General features: G+C 51.5%; 12 protein-coding genes. 1 reads left to right on the top strand and 11 read right to left on the bottom strand.

Features of this window, described 5'->3' with window-relative positions:
* The first annotated feature begins 4 nt into the window (after positions 1-4).
* Positions 5-1,000, top strand: coding sequence for a Csu type fimbrial protein (locus CEK60_RS01330; protein ID WP_089037486.1), 996 nt, complete (start codon positions 5-7; stop codon positions 998-1,000).
* Between the two features lie 405 nt (positions 1,001-1,405).
* Here the strand turns inward: CEK60_RS01330 and CEK60_RS01325 are convergent, their stop codons facing one another.
* The 11 genes from CEK60_RS01325 to cysQ all read right to left on the bottom strand — a co-directional run bounded on the left by CEK60_RS01325 (position 1,406) and on the right by cysQ (position 19,971).
* On the bottom strand, positions 1,406-2,260 hold the full coding sequence (locus CEK60_RS01325; RefSeq protein ID WP_089037485.1) for a UTP--glucose-1-phosphate uridylyltransferase: 855 nt from the start codon (positions 2,258-2,260) through the stop codon (positions 1,406-1,408).
* Positions 2,261-2,390: 130 nt separating this feature from the next.
* Positions 2,391-3,986, bottom strand: coding sequence for a phosphoglucomutase (alpha-D-glucose-1,6-bisphosphate-dependent) (gene pgm, locus CEK60_RS01320; RefSeq protein ID WP_089037484.1), 1,596 nt, complete (start codon positions 3,984-3,986; stop codon positions 2,391-2,393).
* Positions 3,987-4,013: 27 nt separating this feature from the next.
* A complete protein-coding gene (locus tag CEK60_RS01315; RefSeq protein WP_089037483.1) occupies positions 4,014-5,069 on the bottom strand; it encodes a glycosyltransferase in 1,056 nt (351 codons plus the stop codon).
* Positions 5,070-5,078: 9 nt separating this feature from the next.
* Positions 5,079-7,391, bottom strand: coding sequence for a glycosyltransferase family 2 protein (locus tag CEK60_RS01310; protein WP_089037482.1), 2,313 nt, complete (start codon positions 7,389-7,391; stop codon positions 5,079-5,081).
* 36 nt (positions 7,392-7,427) lie between these two features.
* Positions 7,428-8,744: an alginate O-acetyltransferase AlgX-related protein gene (locus CEK60_RS01305; protein WP_232471451.1), complete on the bottom strand. Its 1,317-nt coding sequence runs from the start codon at positions 8,742-8,744 to the stop codon at positions 7,428-7,430.
* A gap of 161 nt (positions 8,745-8,905) precedes the next feature.
* Positions 8,906-12,040: a glycosyltransferase gene (locus CEK60_RS01300; protein WP_089037481.1), complete on the bottom strand. Its 3,135-nt coding sequence runs from the start codon at positions 12,038-12,040 to the stop codon at positions 8,906-8,908.
* Complete coding sequence (locus CEK60_RS01295) at positions 12,040-13,698, bottom strand: hypothetical protein (RefSeq protein ID WP_089037480.1); 1,659 nt, start codon at positions 13,696-13,698, stop codon at positions 12,040-12,042. Before CEK60_RS01295 ends, CEK60_RS01300 begins: the two co-directional genes overlap by 1 nt.
* Positions 13,699-13,743: 45 nt before the next feature.
* Positions 13,744-15,414 carry a glycosyltransferase family A protein gene (locus tag CEK60_RS01290; protein ID WP_232471450.1) on the bottom strand — a complete coding sequence of 557 codons (1,671 nt, stop codon included), beginning with the start codon at positions 15,412-15,414 and terminating at the stop codon, positions 13,744-13,746.
* A gap of 46 nt (positions 15,415-15,460) precedes the next feature.
* Positions 15,461-16,798: a phosphoglucosamine mutase gene (glmM, locus tag CEK60_RS01285; protein ID WP_089037479.1), complete on the bottom strand. Its 1,338-nt coding sequence runs from the start codon at positions 16,796-16,798 to the stop codon at positions 15,461-15,463.
* Positions 16,799-16,983: 185 nt separating this feature from the next.
* Positions 16,984-18,831, bottom strand: a complete 1,848-nt coding sequence (glmS, locus tag CEK60_RS01280) for a glutamine--fructose-6-phosphate transaminase (isomerizing) (RefSeq protein WP_089037478.1) — start codon at positions 18,829-18,831, stop codon at positions 16,984-16,986.
* A gap of 369 nt (positions 18,832-19,200) precedes the next feature.
* On the bottom strand, positions 19,201-19,971 hold the full coding sequence (gene cysQ, locus CEK60_RS01275; protein ID WP_089037477.1) for a 3'(2'),5'-bisphosphate nucleotidase CysQ: 771 nt from the start codon (positions 19,969-19,971) through the stop codon (positions 19,201-19,203).
* Between the last annotated feature and the right edge of the window lie 50 nt (positions 19,972-20,021).

Genomic DNA, 20,021 nt, shown 5'->3' with positions numbered 1-20,021 from the left:
ACCAATGCCACTCACAACTTATCGCTGCTATCACCGCTGGCTGACCGGAGCTATATTGCTGATTTTATTATCGATTACGCCTACGGCTTGGGCATGCACGGTAAGCCCAAGCACCAGCGCTAGCTTTGGTAACATCAGTTCCTTCGCCATCACTAATACACCACACGACACATCCGCCCAACCCAATGCGGGTGCTGTTTGCCGTGGGTCTGTGCTAGGGCTCGCGGTTGTGTCTGACCAATGGATTCGCGCAACGGTCACTAGCGCTAACCAAGGGGAGCTGGTCAATGTTGCCAGCGGTGACGCCATTCCTTTTCGCATCTTCGCGCTGGCCTCAGAGAATGAAGAGATCTTTCTCAACACAACCTACAATTATTTCAACTCGGTACTCATCGATCTACTCGGCCTGCTTGGCGGCCAAAACGTCGACATCCCCATGGAGTTTCGCACCCAACCCACGGCCAATGTAGCCGCCGGCACGTACACTGACACCTTGACTGTCAATTGGAACTGGCGCATCTGTAATCTAGGCGCGCTTGTGTGTCTCAGCTATCGTACCGGCTCGGGCACCAACACCATCACCATTAACCTGACCGTCACTCCAGACTGCGCCATTCAAGCGCCCGACCTGAACTTTGGAAGTTCCCCACTGATCGCCGGATTCGACCCAGTGACGCAAACCATCGATATTACCTGCACAAAAGGTAGCGACTACTCAGTAGGATTGAGTGATGGTCAGCATCCTGCTGCCAACATCCGCCGCATGGAGAACAATGGTCACTACCTGGAGTACCAACTTTACAAAGGCACTACCGGTAACGACCGCTGGGGCAATACCGGCAGCGAACGACGCCCCTCCTCCTCTGCCGACAACAACCCCGGCACGCCCAGTGGCGTAACAAGCCAGGGCTTCACTTACCGAGGCGACATTCTACCGGGACAAAACACACCACCAGCGGGCACCTACACCGATATGATTGTTGTCGATGTTATTTTTTAGCCAAGGCGCTTTTCGAATCCAAAATCCCCCGCGGGTGCGCTAACGCTTACACCGCGCTACAAACATCGCTAAATCAGCCTACGGCACTTACCGTAGCGCGGCGTAACGAATCTCGCGAGGAACGAGCGAATGAGGCACCCGCGTCGTATTAGCCACGTAAGCAACGCTCCATACTCCCCCGCGGGTGCGCTGACGCTTACGCCGCGCTACAAAACCCGCTAAATCAGCCTACAGCACCTACCGTAGCGCGGTGTAACGAATCTCGCGAGGAACGAGCGAATGAGGCACCCGCGGCGGGTGAACAATAGGCGAGAAAACGGTGCAGCGTCTGGTGTTAATGGCAAAAAAAAGCCGCTGCAGGGTGAGCTGAGCGGCTTCTTTTACCAATGTTATTGGCCGTTGACCTTACACGTCATAACCTGCTTCACGGGCAAGCGTTGTGTTAGCTTGCAGCCAGCCTTCAATATGACCACAGTCAAAGGTGCGGCCATGCATACGGAACGCCTGCACGGTTTTTCCTTCCTGCATCAAACGGTCGATGGCATCCGTTAGCTGGATTTCATTACCCGCACCAGGTGGCTGGTCACGCAGCAACTCCATGATGCGATATGGCAGCACATAGCGACCAATAACAGAAAGGCGTGAAGGCGCATCTTCGGGCGCTGGCTTCTCTACCACACCGCGCATGTTGGCGCTCTCACCGGCAGCAGGCTCATCACAGTCAACAATGCCATAACGATAAACGTCTTCCTTAGGCACCGCTTCCACCATAATTTGCGAAGCATCGTTGGCACCCCAGCGCTCTACCATGCTGCCTAAATCACAGGCATTGCTACCAACCTGGGGCTTTACCAATACATCAGGAAGGATGACGGCAAATGGCTCGTCTTTGTCTAACAGGTGCGCAGCACAGAAAATCGCATGGCCCAAGCCTTTTGCGTTTGGTTGGCGAACGCTGGTCACTTTGAGTTTTTTGGGTGAAATGGCCGATAGCGTCTCCAGCAACGCACTCTTGCCTTTACTGGCCAATGAATGCTCAAGCTCAAAGTGAGCATCAAAATGATCCTCAATGGCTGATTTCCCAGCCCGAGTTACCAGAATGATTTCATTAATACCCGCCGCTAGCGCTTCTTCCACCACGTGTTGAATGAGCGGACGATCCACAACGGGTACCATCTCCTTGGGAATCGCCTTGCTGATGGGTAGCAGGCGTGTACCAAAACCGGCTACCGGAATAATCGCTTTACGCACTTGGGTCATCATTAACGTCCTTTCTATTGCGGGTGCGCTGTGGGCTTACCTCGCACTGCAAAACCAATAAAATAAATATTCTGCACCTACCGTAGCGCGGTGTAACGACTCTCGCTAGGAACCAACGAATAAGTCACGCTTACTCTTTTAGCACGCCAGAAAGCAGCGCGGTGGCGCTTTCAATTAACTCATCTAAATGCTGCGGGCCTTTGAAGCTTTCAGCGTACACTTTATAGAGCGATTCAGTACCACTGGGGCGGGCAGCAAACCAGCCATTGTTAGTCGTCACCTTCAAACCACCAATGGCTGCGCCGTTGCCGGGGGCATTAACCAATACCGCGGTGATCGGGTCACCGGCTAAGGTGGTTTCCGTAACACTGTCAGCAGTTAGCTTCTTAAAAGCTGCTTTTTCTTCAGCGGTACAGGCAGTATCAACGCGCTTGTAGAATGGCTCGCCGAAGCGTTCGGTTAATGAACGGTAGTACTCACTGGGCGTTTTCCCGGTGACCGCCGTAATTTCAGCCGCTAACAAGCAAAGCGCAATGCCGTCTTTATCAGTAGACCAAGCCTTTCCATCGCGCGTTAACAAGCTCGCACCAGCACTCTCTTCAGCACCGAAAGCGAGCCAACCATCGTGCAGCCCTTCAACAAACCACTTAAAGCCAACCGGCACTTCATAAAGCTCACGCTGATGGGAAGCCACAACCCTATCAATCATTGAAGAAGATACCAGCGTCTTACCGATGTTGAGCGTTTCTGCCCATTCAGGACGATGGCCAATCAAATAATCCACGCACACCGCTAAAAAGTGGTTCGGGTTCATTAGACCATTGGCATCCACAATGCCGTGACGATCAGCGTCAGGGTCGTTACCAAAAGCGAGATCAAAGCGGTCTTTGATCTTTAACAGGTTAGCCATGGCATCAGGGCTAGAGCAATCCATACGAATCTTGCCGTCATGATCCAACGGCATAAAATCGAAACTGGCATCTGTTGATGTATTGACCACCTCAAGGTTCAAGCCATAGTGCTCAGCCACTGCTTGCCATACTGGCAGCGCTGTTCCACCCATGGGGTCGACGCCAAGAGTGAGGTTAGCGTTTTGGATAGCGGCCATGTCCACCACCTCGCCCAACTGAGCTACATAGTGGGCGGTAAAATCATACGCTTGCGCATGCGCCAGCGCCTGCTCTAAGGGCACCAGCGAAATATCACATAACTGACGTAGCAAATAGGCATTGGCACGCAGCTCAATCCATTTCGTTGCTTCAGTATCCGCTGGCCCACCATGCGACGGGTTGTACTTTATACCGCCATCTTCAGGTGGATTATGCGAAGGCGTAATAATCAAACCATCGGCTAACGCAGTGTCTGATGTTGCCTGATGATTGAGCTGGTTATGCTGTAAAATTGCCCGACTGACCAGTGGAGTGGCAGTAATACCACTATCTTTTTCAATGAATACAGGCACCTTATTGGCGGCCAGCACCCGCAACGCACACTCCCATGCAGGCTTTGAAAGTGCATGAGTGTCGTAGCCAAGGAACATAGGGCCTTGATAGCCTGCCTCAGAGCGGTAATCCACCACCGCTTGAGTAATCGCGAAAATGTGCGCAGCGTTAAAGGTGCGATCTGTGGCACGCCCTCGGTGACCAGAGGTTCCAAATGCCACACGCTCTTTGGCAATGTTGGCATCTGGAGTTTCATCAAAAAACGCCTTAACGATGGCATCCATTCTAATTGCTCCCTGATTAATATTTGGCTAACCCGCACGCGCTTGCCAAAACCTTAGTGCACGCTGCGGGTCACCGATTTCACTGGCGTCTTTTGCGGCTTGCTGCGCCATTTTAGCCGTCGCGGTTGGATCATTAAGTAACTGCTCGATGGCAGCCTGCCATGCCTGCGGTGAATCTTCTACCAACAGCCCATTGACTCCATGTCTAACCACCTCGGTATAAGGATAACGGTTAGAATAGACACCCACTCCGCCCATCGCAGCAATATCGAGAAACTTAATAAATGACTTGCCCTGATTAAAGGGTGTGTTTAACAACGGCGCCAAACCAATGTGCAACTGACACTTAGCCTGATAAGTGCGAAAAGCATGCCAAGGTAACGGGTCTGGTGCCAAAACGTTGGGTAATTCTACCAAAGCTGTTGGCGTATGCTTACCCAGCATCAGCTCAAGCTGTGTGTCGTTGCGAGTTTGCTGAATAGCCTGCAACGCAGGAGCAATGTTCATTAAGTCATTCAGGTGCGCTCGAGTACCGTGGAAACCGATCCGCCACGGTGCTGAGGATGAAGGAGATGACTCAAAGTGGGTCTTTATTGGCAGCGTAGCGATAAGAGGAGGCGTTAAGACTGAGACGCAGCGGTGAAGAGGACGAAAACGCTCAGCCAAAACAGCGCTGCAAGCAATTACTTCATTGCTTAATGCCACTAAGCGGGGTTGAAGCTTAGCAACGCGCGCCATACGCTTTCGATAAGCTGGCGGCAAAGTAGGGTCATTGGCGGCCGCCCCAATATCATCATCAATGAGATAACCGATATAGCCGAATGCTTGGCGATGCCGTTCAAGCCAGCGCAGCCAGCTCAACGGCAGCGAGCGGCATAGCAACACATTTGCGCCAGCATACTGGTGTAAAAAAGAGCGGCCATGACGCCAAGCTGCACCAAAAGAGCGCGAAGTAACAGCGCGCTCAATCATTGCCCCCTGAGTTCGCATTGCCGGAGCAGCCGACTCAAGAAAGTAGATATCTTCAGTCGGCAGACCACCATCGCTAAGAACGACCCAACGCGTGGAGTAACTCCTCCTCACTCTCCCCCCTCACTTGAGCGAAAAATCTTCATGCACAAGCGTTAAATTGGGATTGTAAGCAGGGTCGCTGTCCAAGTGCTTTCCCCAAGTACGGCGCATATAAGCAACTTCACTCAGCCAGCGGGCGCGTTTAGTCGGTGTATCGTCAGCTCCGCGAGAGATAGACTCATGGTGGTAAAGTTCAGCAAACGGAGACCACAAGTTACGGTAACCTGCTTGTCTAACCTTTAAGCACAAATCAACATCGTTATAGGCAACGCTTAATTTCTTCTCGTTTAAGCCGCCCACGTTATTGAACACATTCTTGCGCAGCAGCAGGCAAGCAGCGGTCACCGCGGATAAGTTCTGAACCAACTTCAAACGCCCCGCGTAACCATCACTTTCACGTGGGAAGAAGCGGTGCGCATGGCCTGCTACGTCTCCCAAACCAAGTATTACCCCACCATGCTGCAGCATACCGTTTGGGTAATAGAGTTTGGCCCCGACACAACCAATTTCAGAGCGGCAGGCCTGGCTTACCATCTCGGTTAACCAATGCTCATTTACCGGTTCCACATCATTATTAATCAAACCAATGATGCTGCCATGGGAATGCGCCGCGCCAAAATTATTAATCGCTGAGTAGTTAAACGGATGATCCCAACGCAATACCCGAACACGCGGATCGCGCTTTGCCACAGCATCCATGTAGGCAATGGTTTCAGGACAGTCGCTCTGGTTGTCCAGAATCAGCAGCTCAAAGTGAGAGTAGGCGGTGCGCTCTAAAATGGCATCCACACATGGCCGCAAAATATCAACGCCATTGCGAGTAGGCACTAATAAGCTCACTAGCGGCGCGGGATTAGGAATTGGCCACTCAATTCGCACTGAGCTTTCCAACAAACCAGGGTGGACTACCGCTTTTGCGCTAGCCACTTGCTGCTTCAATACGCTACTGACCAACGAAATAGCATCCTGCTGGTGAAGCGGATGAGGAAAGTCTTCACTACGGTGATACAACATGGCAGGCAAATGACACACCGACTTTTCATTGCCATGAGTCACGTTCCACATCATAAAGGTGAGTGCCAACGCATAATCAACCGCGGCTCGGCTGGTCAGATGAGACAGCAAATCCGTCTGCTCAGACTCCAGTTGCCATAGCAACCGCCGTTTATAGAGCGCTACACGACCAATGTAGTTGGTCGAAAGCAATAAATCCGGATTCCAGCCAGGTTTGAAGTTTGGCTTGCAACGCTTGCCATCTGCTCCCAGTACATCTTCATCACTATAAAACAGCTGTGCTTCAGGATGATCATTCCAGGCTCTTGCCAGTTGGCACAACGCTTCCTTCGCTAACTGGTCGCCCCAGCTAATCCGCATGACCCCATCGCCCTGGGTTTGAATGAACCCTTGATGGTCTAACTTTGCCAAGGTGCGATGATAACTATGGATCAAGTTAATACGGCTAGTGGTGGGAATATAACGCTCTAACGCTTTTCGCTGCGCATCGGTGATCTCAGCGGAAAGCACAATAAAGACTTCCCAAAAAAAGTAACTTTGTGCTTTTAAAGAGTTAATGGTGGCAATGAAAGGCGCTTCACCCTGCTCTAAATCACTCAGCGTAACCGGCATGATAATCGAGAATAGCGGCGCGGTTTTCAGGCCCGCAATAATCGATTGAGGATCTTCAACAGCCTCTTTCTCGGTGGTACTTACCCAACGCGCATAATCTTCAGACACATGCTGCTTTGCGTGGGTTTGGTTATATTCCGCCAAGGCAATTCGACGCCAATTGCACCCTTGAGCCACAGACTCAATGTGAAAGTGCCGTACAACGTCGCGCGTTCTCATGCCTTTGAAACTGGCGTGGTTATTGATTAAGCGTCGTGCCAAACGGCTCCGGGCGAACCAAGGTGTTAACCACACCCACTCTGCCGTTAAGTTCGCCAACGCGGCTTCACTGGCTAGAAACGAAAACGCAATTTTTTTAACCCCAAGCGGCACCCAAAGAATTCGCTTAGTGGTCTTACCCGGGCGCAGCGATACCGATGTTTCGATAATGCCTTTACGGGTATAGAAAAGAATCGTGGCAGCGCCGTGGGCATCTGACCCTAGCCCATCCAGCTCCAGCATATTCCAGCCGGGAAGAGGTTTTTCTCCATCACTAACACAGTAGGTACTTGCCTTTACGGGCGTATTGACCTTTGCTGCTGCTTCGCTTTTAAAAGCAGGTGCAGCTGCCACACGAATAGTGGGATGACGCCGCCAGAAAGGAGGCACAGCGCTGTGCCTCCCAATGGCAGCCATCATTTCTTTTAAACCGACAATATGCTGCCTCATCGCCATCCTTAACCCATTCCGTTACCAAGGCAACACTTACACAAGATGGCTACTGGCAATCTGTTCCCAACGCAGCAGCCCCAAGGTTTGAAGGTATTCATCTGATGCGATGATACGCTTTTCACGAACGCCTTCAAACGCCTTCTCATCCAGCTGTGCACACTTTTGATGAATCACCTTATCCAAGCTATGGGAAACCGTTGGAATCTGCACCACAAAACGAGCATTGGTTTGAGTGGCTAAATACGCTGGAGCAACCGCTTTTACTAGGTCTGGATCCACATTACCCGCGCTATGCACAAACACAATGCGCTGAAACACACGGCATAAATAGTTAAACATGGAGTAACTAGAGGAAGAACCGAAAATCAAACACGTGCCTGCCATCAAGGCCTCTGGATACTCAACCACCAGTAATCGACCAAAGTTGGGCAAGCCGTTGTCGTAGGTCTTGTAGCGAGAGTAGCCAAAGGAAACCAGCACATCAACGCTAGACGTCTGGTTAGGGGTTAGCTTACTACCAAGATCGCCAGACATAGTTTTGCTTTTATAACGGTCGTTTTTAAAAAGCACACGACAGGCGTTTTCATCGACACCTAGCTTCACCGCTAGCGCAATCGTTGCGGCCAACGCTCCCTGATGGGTCCAATGGGTATCAGTAGGAATAAACGCCCCATCACCCAGGGCTTTCAGTTCTTCGACAGGATAAACCACTCCAGCAGAAGCAGTTAAGCTAAGCACCTGATGCATAGGACCAGAAGCGCCCTCTTGCCGGGGGTGATAGCTCGCCCCCATCACGCTCTCTTTAGAAGGTGCCACCAACAACGCCCAAGGAAGTCCATCAGCAACATTTTCAAGCTGATGTAGATAATCGTCCCACCCTTCTAAACCTGACTTGGTGAGTCGCATGCGCCCCATAAACTGGTCAACGCTACCGTTCGTGTCGTTATCCAAAAACAGCCAGCCCTGCTTCCCTTCCAGAACTTTCAGCTGCTGGCCACATTCATCATCACCGATATCTACGCGTATTTCCCTCAACAACCAGGACTCGCCTTCAAGCACTAACATTAAACGAAAGCTGGCTAGCATCGGTGGGACAGTGAAACGAAAGCCGCCTACGCGCTGTGGTGCCTCCTCCGTAGGCGCAGAGAGAATCCTCTCAACAACATCCGGACGCTCAACGTCCAACGGGTGACATAATTCAAAGTCAGGCTGCCACTGAGCAACAATACGCACGTCAGAAAGCGTCTCGGCCAAATTCTCAGGCAAGACTATCCAGCCCTGAACAACACGCCCACCAGGAAGAAACCAAACAGGGCGCTTAGGGTCAGGAAAGTCCAGGTGCCACCGCACTCCAAACTCATTGAAAGCAGTGCTTTTTTGTCCTAATAGACGCTTAACAAAACGTGCTAGCCGAAGGCTTAAAGGCTTGCTTTTACGCTCAGAATTATCACAAGTATTTTCGAAAATTCTCAATCAAACCGTCCATATCAAGCGGCTAAGTCACTTAGCCTTCAATTATCCCAAACCGCTTTACGGAAACCTAAGGAGCGACGCGTGGATTCGTCCCATTGGTTCTTTTTAAACATCAAATCGAATTCGCTGTTAGAACGATCAGAAAGTACGCGTGTAGATTTCTGTAGCTTATGTACCACGCACGCATCACTAACGTGATAAATACGTAAGCCCAGCAAATGCCGCACCACATCACAATAGATACGGTCAGAGCGATAGTGGCGACCAAACTGCGCATCCAGCGGGCCAGCACGCACGTACGTTTCACGGGGAATATAAACACAAAAGAACGGTGCAAAAGTGATTTCTACCACTCGACCATCATGCAACAGGGGTGGTGTCAATATGTTGCCATGATGAGACGACAAATTGACATCGCAGGGCTGTTCAGCATCTGCATATGGCACATGTGTGGTGAGGGTTGGCGTACCACCTGGCAGGATTTGCTGAGGCACCACCAGACCACACTCTGGCAACTGCCTGGAGGCTTGTTGCATAGTTTCCAGCGCCCCCGGCTCAACTTGAGCGTCATTGTTAAGCAATATCAAATCGTGCTCTGACTTAGCTGCCGCCATGCCCAAGTTAACTGCGTGAGTAAAACCATAGTTACACGTATTGAAAATCGCCTTCAGCCGCCCTGCTGCCTGAGCCTCTTCCAGGAAGGTTTTGACTGGGGGTGACGAATCATTATCAACGACAATCACCTCCAGTTTTTCGCCAAGCGCCAATGCCTCCAGACTCACCAAGCAGTCGCGTAGGTCTTCTAGTGACTCATAGCTAGGGATGACCACCGACACCCCACGATTTAGCTCTGCTGACGCAGTCGAGGACCACTGGTGTCCTGTTGTCTCGCGCACTTGCTCTAAATAGCCAATATAGGCGGTGTTCGACGTTAGCGTGTTGGTGGCACGGCCATAGTAATAGTGGGTCAAAACGACAGGCACCGAACAGAGGCGCAAGTGCTGGCTATAACGGCGAATCAGGTCCCAATCGACAAACCTTGGTAGCGTTTCATCAAAACCGCCACAGCGCTCATAAGCGGCGCGCGTATGACAAAAAGCATTAAGATCCACATAGTTTTTGTTAAACAACAAAGCGCGATTCAAAGGTCCAAACAGCACTCCCGCCGGCTCGGTGGTATCTCCTGAATAATGATACAAACCGGAGTACAGCGCTTGCGCCGTCGGTTCGCGACCAAAAGCGGCTACCATCGCCGCCAAATAGCGAGGATCCCAGGCATTATCAGAGTCTAAGTAAGCAATATAGTCTCCGTTTGCCGCAGCCAATCCTTGGTTGCGAGCCAAAGACACCCCACTATTTTTGCCTAACGCTATCACCTGAATGCGTGTACCTTCAGCGGCTTGTTGATCGCACCACTCGCGTGTTCCGTCGGTACTGCCATCATCCACTAACAGCAGTTCCCAATTGGCATACACCTGACTGCACACCGAGTCGACCGCCGCTTCAATAGTATCAAGCCGGTTAAAACACGGCATCACAATAGACACCAGCGGAGGGGCTTCGAGTGACTGCGCCTCACGAACCAACGCATCTGCCACATTTTCCATAGCAGCTAAACAGCGTTTATCTGCTTCACGAAAAGGGCGTGGTAAATAGGGGTCAACTATCCCATGCGAAAGATAGCCCGCAAAATCACTAAATGAGCGCTTAAACGTCCAACAAGCATCGCCACTCGCCACCGGCTGACGAGTCAGCGCATCCAACAGCTCAATGGTGTGCCGTTGACCATCGACCAGCTCAACCGGCGGATAAGCCTCGAAGGAGTGCCGCCCTTCATGTAGGCCATTTTCAAGCAGATCAATACGAAATTGGTTAGCCAACACCTCAATTTCATGGCGACCATCAATGCGGATCACTGCCGCACGCGGTTCACTACTGCAGCGATCAGCTAGCCAACCACGAATAGCAGTGCCCCCACCTAGGTTAAGGTCACCTGCCAACGACTTAGTTGCAGATACTGTTGCAGGTGCTTTCACAGATGCAGGAGCCGATGTAGCTGAGGCCGCCAATAGCCGCGAAGGCATGGTGGTTTCTAACGGCATTCCCTGCTGCCAGCGCTGCATATCAAACCGGCCTGAAGCATCATGTCCCAGCAGCACAACACGATCAGCCTGAGGAACAGTAACGCCCCCCACCAAACGTTCCAATGCATGAGCCAACTGCCCATCCTGAGCACCAGACTCCGGCTCAAATGTTAACGTGTTTACCAACGAAGCGACGTCCGCCAATGCCTGGGGACGGAACCAAAACATACTACCGGCAAAAAAGCCCCAATCTTCGTGCAGTGGAATCCCCAACTGAGGACACAATTTCTCTAACCAAGGCCGATTACCAAACTGCATAGCCTGCTGGCTCATAAATAGCTGACGCGGGCCAGCCAATCGTAAGCTCGAGTCACTACGAAGATAAGCAACTAAGCTTCGCAAGTCGTCAGCGGCGGGCAGCACACTGTCCAGCAACGCGTCGCGCCACTGCTTCGCAACAGCCGTTACTCCCTGTTTGGTATGTAACTTCAAGCACCAATCATAGCGTTGCAAACTAGGTAACAGCTGGAGAAATGGCGCAATATCGCGTCCACGGTTAGGACAACACACCACCTCAGCGCCAGGAAAGCGCTGCTGTAAAGCAACAATCTCAGGCGTATCTGGCGCATGGGGTGTTGTAATAAACAAATCAAAAGGCTCACTAAAGAAAGCGAGCCGCTCCCCCAGCAACGCCACCAAATCAAGATGATATGCATGCACTACAACTGCCAGGGATGGCTTAAGGCGAGCGTATCTGTCTTGGACTAACGCCTGCCGCCCTTCCTCTTGGCCATGCCGAAGATAGTGCAGTAATGGATCTAGCCCCGATGCAATAACATCGGGATAGCGGCGGCAATACTCATTAGGATCAAAGCCAGGTCCAGGACAACGACCCAACGCCCAGCCATAACGTGTAAAGTGCTCTAGCGGAGAAAGTTGACTGTAATGAGTATCAGGGTATCGGCTCGCATACCACCCTGCGTCAAATAACTTAGCCCTCAACAACTCGGCACTTAATGCCTCGGTGTTTTCAAACGCGGCATTTCCTAGCTCGTGCTTGTTTAGCAACGTACGATTAACATCTCTCATCACAACCTCTTTACACTACGTTGCTCTTTCTCACCAAACTTAAGATAGTGCACTAGTGGGTTCATTCCAGTTTCTGCCACATCGGGGTTACGCTCAAGATAATATGCAGAATCAAACGCTGGACTTGGATTACGCCCTTCAAATCCCCCCAACAGCAGATAGTGACGAGCCGGGTTTTTCGCCATTTTGCGATCTTGAGCAACATCTGGATTGTGTGCCAAATACCACTTGGCATCGAACCACTGGCTTTTACTAATGAGCTTAACCTGGCGATTAATGGCCCACCTTGAAAGTTTAGCGCCCTTCGCAGTAACGCTGTTGTCTGCCAGCGTTCCTTGTTGCGACGATGCCTCAGATGGCAAGCGCTCCGCCTCCAGCAGGTTTACCAATTGAGCCAGTTCACGGTTCTGGCGTTCAATCTCAGCCGTTTGCTGCGCCTGTATATCGAAGCTTTCAGCCGCTGCCTGTTCAGCTGTCTTCAGTCCACGCGCCAGTTGCTCACGCTGAAGCTCATTAGCCTTCAACTGGTCGTTAAGCGCCTGCAGCTCTTGCTCATGCTGGCGTTGATTAGTGTTGAGCTGATCGTTAAGCCTATGCAGCGCATGCTGCGCCTCACTCAAGTCGCGCTCGCTGCCCTGTTGTTTACGGGTGAGTTCGGCCAACTCATTAAAGCGGGCTTCCAAGGAATTTTTTTGAGCCTGTAGACGATCAGTTAATTGAACGATCTGGTGCTGCTTCTCTGCTAACGCTTGTTTTTTGCCTAGAAGTTGCTCAGTAAGACTTGTAATGCTCGCTTCATGCTCGTGAGCAAATTGAGCTTGCTGCTGGTTTAGCTTTTCAGCGAAATTCTGAGCGGTCGTCAACTCATCGGCTTTGTCTTTTAAATGCGCCTCTAACTGGTGCATCAACGCCTGCTGTTCCTGAATTGTGACTTTGTCCTGACAACTGCCCCCTAGGCGGCCAAATACCTCCTGCACCTCCCGAGTAGAACCCGCCGACTCAAGTGCCCCTAACAGGTTGTGCACTAACGGTGGCAAATCATCCCCCACCGCTAATAGCCCCAAACCAGCACCATGATAAAACGCAAAATGAGGATAACGATCAGCAAGCGCTTCAAAAGTACGGAAGGTCTGGCAACCAGGTTCGCGTCGAGCGATGCCGGGCATTAAGATAACGCCTTTACTGGAAAGGCGTGGTAACCAACGGTCAATTAGGTCGTCGATGCTTTCGTCTTGCGGCGCAATATTGAGCAATAACAGATCAATTGAGTGTTCATTAAACTGCTGTACCGCCTGTAGAGGGCTGGCCTTTAACCACTGGCTAATACCGGCATACTTATCTAGCGTTTGTTCAGTTAAATCATGAACCTGCTCAGCGTTAGCCTCGCCAATGACATAGCTATTGCCACCTAAGCGAAGCCTGGAAACAGCCTGACACACAGCGAAATGCGATACCAAGTCAACCTCAATACCGACCGAGCTAGTTGGCTTTAAGGCCTCGACCAACCAAAACAGAAAAGGCAAGTGTTCCAGCCACGGCGACACTTGACGGTACTCAGGTTGCCAAAACATGGAACCCTGAGCCAATGCGCTAATAGAAGGCTGAATAGCCAGCTCATGCGCAGCATTTTTTGTAGGCGATTGAGAATATTGGCTCACGGTATTTTCCTAATAACAAACTAGTTAAATCACAACGTCGCCAGCTTAACTGGGCAGGTTGGCGGCTGGTGCTTCAAAGGGGCGGACATCGGGATGGGCTGGCATATAGAGGTCACTGGGCTTCTCGGCACTGGCGTGCCATTGAGCCGCTGCCTGACGATAGCTATGGCGCACCCCGTTAAACTGAGTAACTAAATGCGTAGGCCCCGCTTGGCTGAGTGATGTCGGTAGACTACGCCCAAACGATAACGGCGTGCCCCTTCCAACCGTACCAATGGCCTTACTGCCAAAAGCGGCGACAACACGCTGAAAATACTCCGTATCCGCATCCACTCTGACAACATCCCAAAAACCTAGATGGTCAACAACCTCACGCCGAAACATAAACGATGATGTATTCCGATAAATCCAGCCATCCAGCGCCTCAAGACGCCAACGATTGAACAGCATATTAGTCGAGCAACGCACCCAATCACTAAAACACGCTTTCCATTCGGGGTGGCCTTGCAAACCAGCAACTTGCTGCGCTAGTTTTTGAGGATGAGACCAGTCATCGCTATCGTGTACGGTAATAAACGCGCCTTTAGCGACAGCTAACCCACGGTTTCGCGCCGAATATGCCCCTTGATTACGCGGCTGAGAGATCACCGTAAAACGTTCATCCTGCTGGCTAAACGCCATCGCAACGCCTAATGAGTCATCGGTGGAGGCATCATCAACCACGATCACCTCCAACCGTCGGTAACTTTGCTCGGCTAAACTTTGTAAGGCGGTTGCTAAGTGCTCCTGGGCATTAAACACAGGAATGATAATGCTGACCAATTCCGACGCATCAGCGGCAGTAATGTTCCCCAATGCTTGGTGATCAACGGTCAAGTTATCCATCGTTAGGGGCTGACAGGGGTCTTTAAAAATAAGCGGGCACAGATTAGCAGCACGGTATAAGTTGTTTATGTGCTGCAATCGCTGCTGTTCACTTAACGCCGCTGCCTGTGAAGAAGAGGGCGATATTGGCTCGTCAGACATATACAGATAGGCCTGCGCAGCGAGTATATTCGCCAATGCCAACTGGGTATCTGGATAACGGGGAAACGCCTGCTCCAACTGTTGAGCACGTTGCCAAGCAGTCACCAGTTCACCAGTGTTAGTTAAGGCGTCTATTTCCAGTAACAAAGGAGCTGCCGTTGCGGGTTTTATATCCGCCAGCCAGTGGCGGCTAGCTAAAACGTCAGCGCACCGCTGCCACTCACCTTGCCAAGCATACCAACGCCCCAGCGCCCAGGCCGCATAACTGGCTTCCCAGGAGTTTTGATGCACAAGCAAGTCATTCAAACTCGTCAACTGCGACGCACTATCGTGCCCTTGCCAAAGCCGCTCTTCATGTTGTTGGGAACACAACTGAACAGGCGGCCAACGCCCCTCCTTTGCGCCATTGCGAGTAAAATGCAATAACGGACTAACACCTGCATTAGCGACATCCAGATTGTTTTCAAGGTAAAACCGCGGGTCAAACTTGGGCCCTGCCTGCCTCCCCCAAGGCTCACCAAATAGCAAATAATGCTGAGCAGCCGACATGCCAGAAGCCGCCACATCAGGATAGTGGGCCATATACCAGTCAGCATCAAACCAAGGGCTTTGCTCAATGCCATCAATAGCTTGAGATAGCTTTTGTTGCTCTGGCTGGCTGCTAGGATCAGGTGTCGAAGACAGGGGCAAAAGATATATCCTTATCAATAACAAGTAGCTAACTAAATCACATTACCTAAACCAAGCTATCTGCTATCTGCTGGGCACTTGACTGAGCCTGCTCAGCATCAACCGCCTCTACCATCACCCTGATTAATGGCTCAGTGCCGGATTTGCGCAGCAAAACGCGCCCTTGGTTACCTAAACTGACCTCGACATCAGCCACCACCTGCTTCACCAAGGGTGTGCTTAGAGGGTCGTGCCCTGCGTTAGCAGCAAAACGCACGTTAATTAACGTCTGCGGGAGTTTCGTCATCCCCTGCTTAGCCTTATTAAGCGTGGTGCCCTGGTTCAGCAATGAAGTAAGCACACGCAGAGATGCAATCACCGCATCACCGGTAGAAGCATGATCTAAGCTTAACAGATGCCCAGAACCTTCCCCGCCTAAGCGCCAACCTGTATTTTTTAGCTGCTCCATTACATAGCGGTCACCTACTTTTGCGCGCACAAAGGGGACATCAATCGCCGCCAATGCATGCTCAAGCCCCAGGTTACTCATCTGGGTGCCAACAACGCCGCCCGTGTAACCGGCATCTTTGGCATCTTTCGCCAACAAAAACAGCAGCTCATCACCATCAACGACGGTTCCCGTGTGATCAACCATCATCAGACGGTCGGCATCACCATCCAATGCGATGCCAAGGTCGGCTTCATGCTCTAACACTGCCGCGCACAGGCTGCGCATCGAGGTTGCGCCACAGTTTGCATTAATGTTCACACCATTAGGCTGGTCATGAATGCTAACAACCTCAGCACCTAACTCTTTGTAAACCGCCGGCGCAACTTTGTAGCCAGCACCATTCGCGCTATCCACTACAATTTTCAGCCCGCTCAAGCTTAATGTGCTGGGCAACACGGCTTTGCAGTATTCAATGTAACGGCCAGCGGCGTCGTCTACACGGCGCGCTTTACCCAATGCTTCTGAACCTACGCATTCCATACCGCCTTCCAGAGCAATATGGAGCTTATTTTCAATTTCCTGCTCTTGGGCATCGGTTAGCTTATAGCCCCCCTGCCCAAATATTTTGATACCGTTGTCGTCAAACGGGTTATGCGAAGCGCTGATGACAACCCCTGCATCTGCACGGAAAGTAGAAGTAAGGTACGCGACACCCGGCGTAGGTAGCGGCCCGACCAACGCCACATTAACACCCGCCGCTGAAAAGCCCGCTTCCAACGCAGACTCCAACATGTAGCCACTGGCCCGGGTATCCTTGCCAATCAACACCTCTTTAATACCTTCTGCCCCCAGCACTTTGCCAGCGGCCCAACCCAGTTTCATTGCAAAGTCTGGGGTCATGGGGAATTCGCCAACACGGCCACGCACACCATCAGTGCCAAAATATTTACGCATAAAATCAAACCATTTAAAAATATTATGATACGCGTGACAGGTTTAGAGATGCTTTAAAACCCCGTCACTCCCGAATGCCTAAACCAAACTGCATTCCCGCTAAAAGCATGCGGGAATGACAGAACGGTGGGAATGCTCCGCATTCCTACTAAGGCACCCGCGGGGGCGGCGAAGCCGCCCCTGGATTACTCCACAGTGACGCTTTTCGCCAAGTTACGGGGCTTGTCGACGTCGGTGCCTTTTACCAGCGCTACGTGGTAAGACAACAGCTGAAGAGCAACCACGTGCAACACGGGCGAAAGGAGACCGTAATGTTCTGGCATCACTAGTACATTAACGCCTTCACTCGGCTTCACGGCGCTACCACCATCAGCAAACACATAAAGCTGGCCGCCACGGGCGCTCACTTCCTGCATATTGGCTTTTAGCTTTTCAAGCAGCTCATCATTAGGCGCCACCACCACCACGGGCATATTTTCATCAACTAATGCGAGCGGGCCGTGCTTCAACTCTCCAGCGGGGTATGCTTCTGCATGGATATAAGAGATTTCTTTCAGCTTCAGCGCGCCTTCCAAGGCAATCGGGAAGTGGCGGCCACGGCCTAAGAACAGCGCGTGCTGTTTATTAGCAAAATGCTTCGACCACGCCTTGATGCTTGGCTCTAGTGCCAGCACTTTTTCAACCGCGATGGGCAAGTGGCGCAGCTCATCCAGATAGGCTTTTTCATCTGCTTCATCTAGCCGCTGATTCGCTTTTGCCAACAACAGCGTCAACAAAAACAGTGCGCTGAGCTGAGTGGTAAAGGCCTTAGTAGAGGCAACACCAATTTCCGGGCCTGCGCGGGTAATAAAACGCAGCAACGTTTCGCGCACAATGGCAGATTCAGGTACGTTACAAATCGCCAGCGTGTGGGTGTGGCCCATTGATTTGGCGTGCTGAAGTGCAGCGAGGGTATCAGCGGTTTCGCCCGACTGAGAAATAACCACCACTAGCTGGTTAGGATTCGCTACGCTGTGGCGATAACGGTATTCACTGGCAATTTCGACATTGCACGGGATACCGGCCACTTGCTCAACCCAGTACTTAGCCGTCATACCCGCATAGCTAGACGTACCACAGGCCAGAATCAGCACAGAATCTACCTGCTCAAAAACAGCTTGCGCTTCTGCGCCAAAAATACCTGGCTGCAGCTGACCTGCCCCACTCAGCATTTCCAGTGTGTTGCCCAACGCCTGCGGCTGCTCAAATATCTCTTTTTGCATGTAGTGATTAAACTCACCTAGCTCAACTGCATTCGCAGAAAGGCTAGAGACAACCACTTCCCGCTGAGCGGGTTGGCCAAGCGCATCGACCAAGGTGACAGAGTCACGCGTTAAGCGCGCCACATCACCATTTTCCAGATACATCATGCGCTGGGTGACTGACAGCAACGCCGAGGCATCTGAAGCGGCATAGTGGCCGTCATCAGCAATACCTAACATCAGCGGCGAACCTTCGCGGGCCACGACTAAGCAGTCTGGCTCTTCTTCACTTACCACTGCCAGCGCAAAAGCGCCTTGCAACTGCGCCACGGCACAACGCACCGCAGAAAAAAGATTTTCCGCGGGTTCGCCAATTTCGCCTTTAAAGCAAGCTTGAATCAGGTGAGCAATAGTTTCAGTGTCAGTGTCAGAGGTGAACTCGTACCCTAACCCCTGAAGCTTTTCACGCAGGGTTTCATAGTTTTCAATGATGCCGTTATGCACCACCGCCAACCCACTAGAAATATGCGGATGAGCGTTACGTTCAGCAGGAACACCGTGCGTTGCCCAACGGGTGTGAGCAATGCCCACATTTCCCGACACCCCCTTCTCCGCAACACGGGCTTCCAGTTCCGCTACACGGCCTTTTGCGCGGGCACGCACCAGCTCACCAGAAGCATCTAGCACCGCAAGCCCTGCAGAGTCATAGCCGCGGTATTCAAGAACCTTCAGGCCAGAAAGCAAGAAAGGGGGACATTCCATTGCGCCAACGGCGCCGACGATTCCGCACATACTCAATCCTTTAATAACGACTTATAACGACGATGGCTTTCACTCGTATGCAAAGAGCCATGTGCAAAGAACCATTTGCAACGAACCATTTACAAAGAACGGTTAACAAAAGGCCATTTGCAGAGGGCTATTTACAAGTACTCGTTACAAGTACTCGTCACAAAGACCAGCCACAAAGACCAGTCACAAAAAACAGCGACACAGGGCCGACTACAAGAGACCGATCATGGTCAGCTAAAAAGACCAATCATCGAAAGTATCCCATGAGCGGTCTCTTAAAGGGGAGCATCATACACTCCCCTTGGTTCCGCCTTCAAAGCATGCCCTTCAACACATGCTTTTCAAAACCTGTTCTTCACAACATGTATTTCACGCCTGTCCCCAGACAACAAAATACGGATTAAGTTTTTCACTTGGGTTGGCGTAGCTAAGCGGCTCGCCTTCTAACGTTTCAACACGGCCACCCGCTTGAAGCACAACCGCATGAGCAGCGCCGGTGTCCCAAAGGCAAGTAGGGCCTAAACGGGGGTAAGCATCAGCCTTCCCTTCTGCAATTAAGCATAGTTTAAGCGAACTACCCATGGGCAGCATTTCGTGCTTGCCTAGCTTTTCAAGCCACGCTGCCAAGTCCGGGCTGGGGTGCGAGCGGCTGCCCACCACACGCCAAGCAGAAGCAGCTTCCGGTTGACCCGCAACATTAATGGCATGACGCTGACCGTCAGCTTCAACCTTAAAGGCACCCAAACCTTCAGCAGCGACATAAGCGGTTTCAAGCGCCGGAGCGGTAACCACGCCCAACACTGGCTTGCCGTTTTCAATCAGCGCAATATTGACGGTGAACTCGCCGTTACGCTTGATAAACTCTTTAGTGCCATCAAGCGGATCTACCAACCAATAGCGGCCATTGCTGTCTACCCCAGCAAAGCCTTCTGCATCCTCTTCAGAGAGTATCGGCAACTGCACTGGAAGACTTTGCAGGCCGCGCATAATCACATGATGGGCAGCTTGATCCGCTTCAGTTAACGGGCTTTTGTCGGCTTTCTCCTCCACACTAAATTCGCGTGCATAAACGGCCATAATGGCATCGCCCGCTTCACGAGCAATACGCTCCGCAGAATCTAATAACGCTTGATCAATCATTTTGTCATTTCCTTATGATTAAGCCACCAAACAGCGGCTAGCTGCTTGAT

Source organism: Halomonas sp. N3-2A, assembly GCF_002216165.1.
Taxonomy (GTDB): domain Bacteria; phylum Pseudomonadota; class Gammaproteobacteria; order Pseudomonadales; family Halomonadaceae; genus Vreelandella.
Note: the sequence above shows the minus strand (reverse complement) of the source record. Positions and strands in the feature narration are given on the sequence as shown.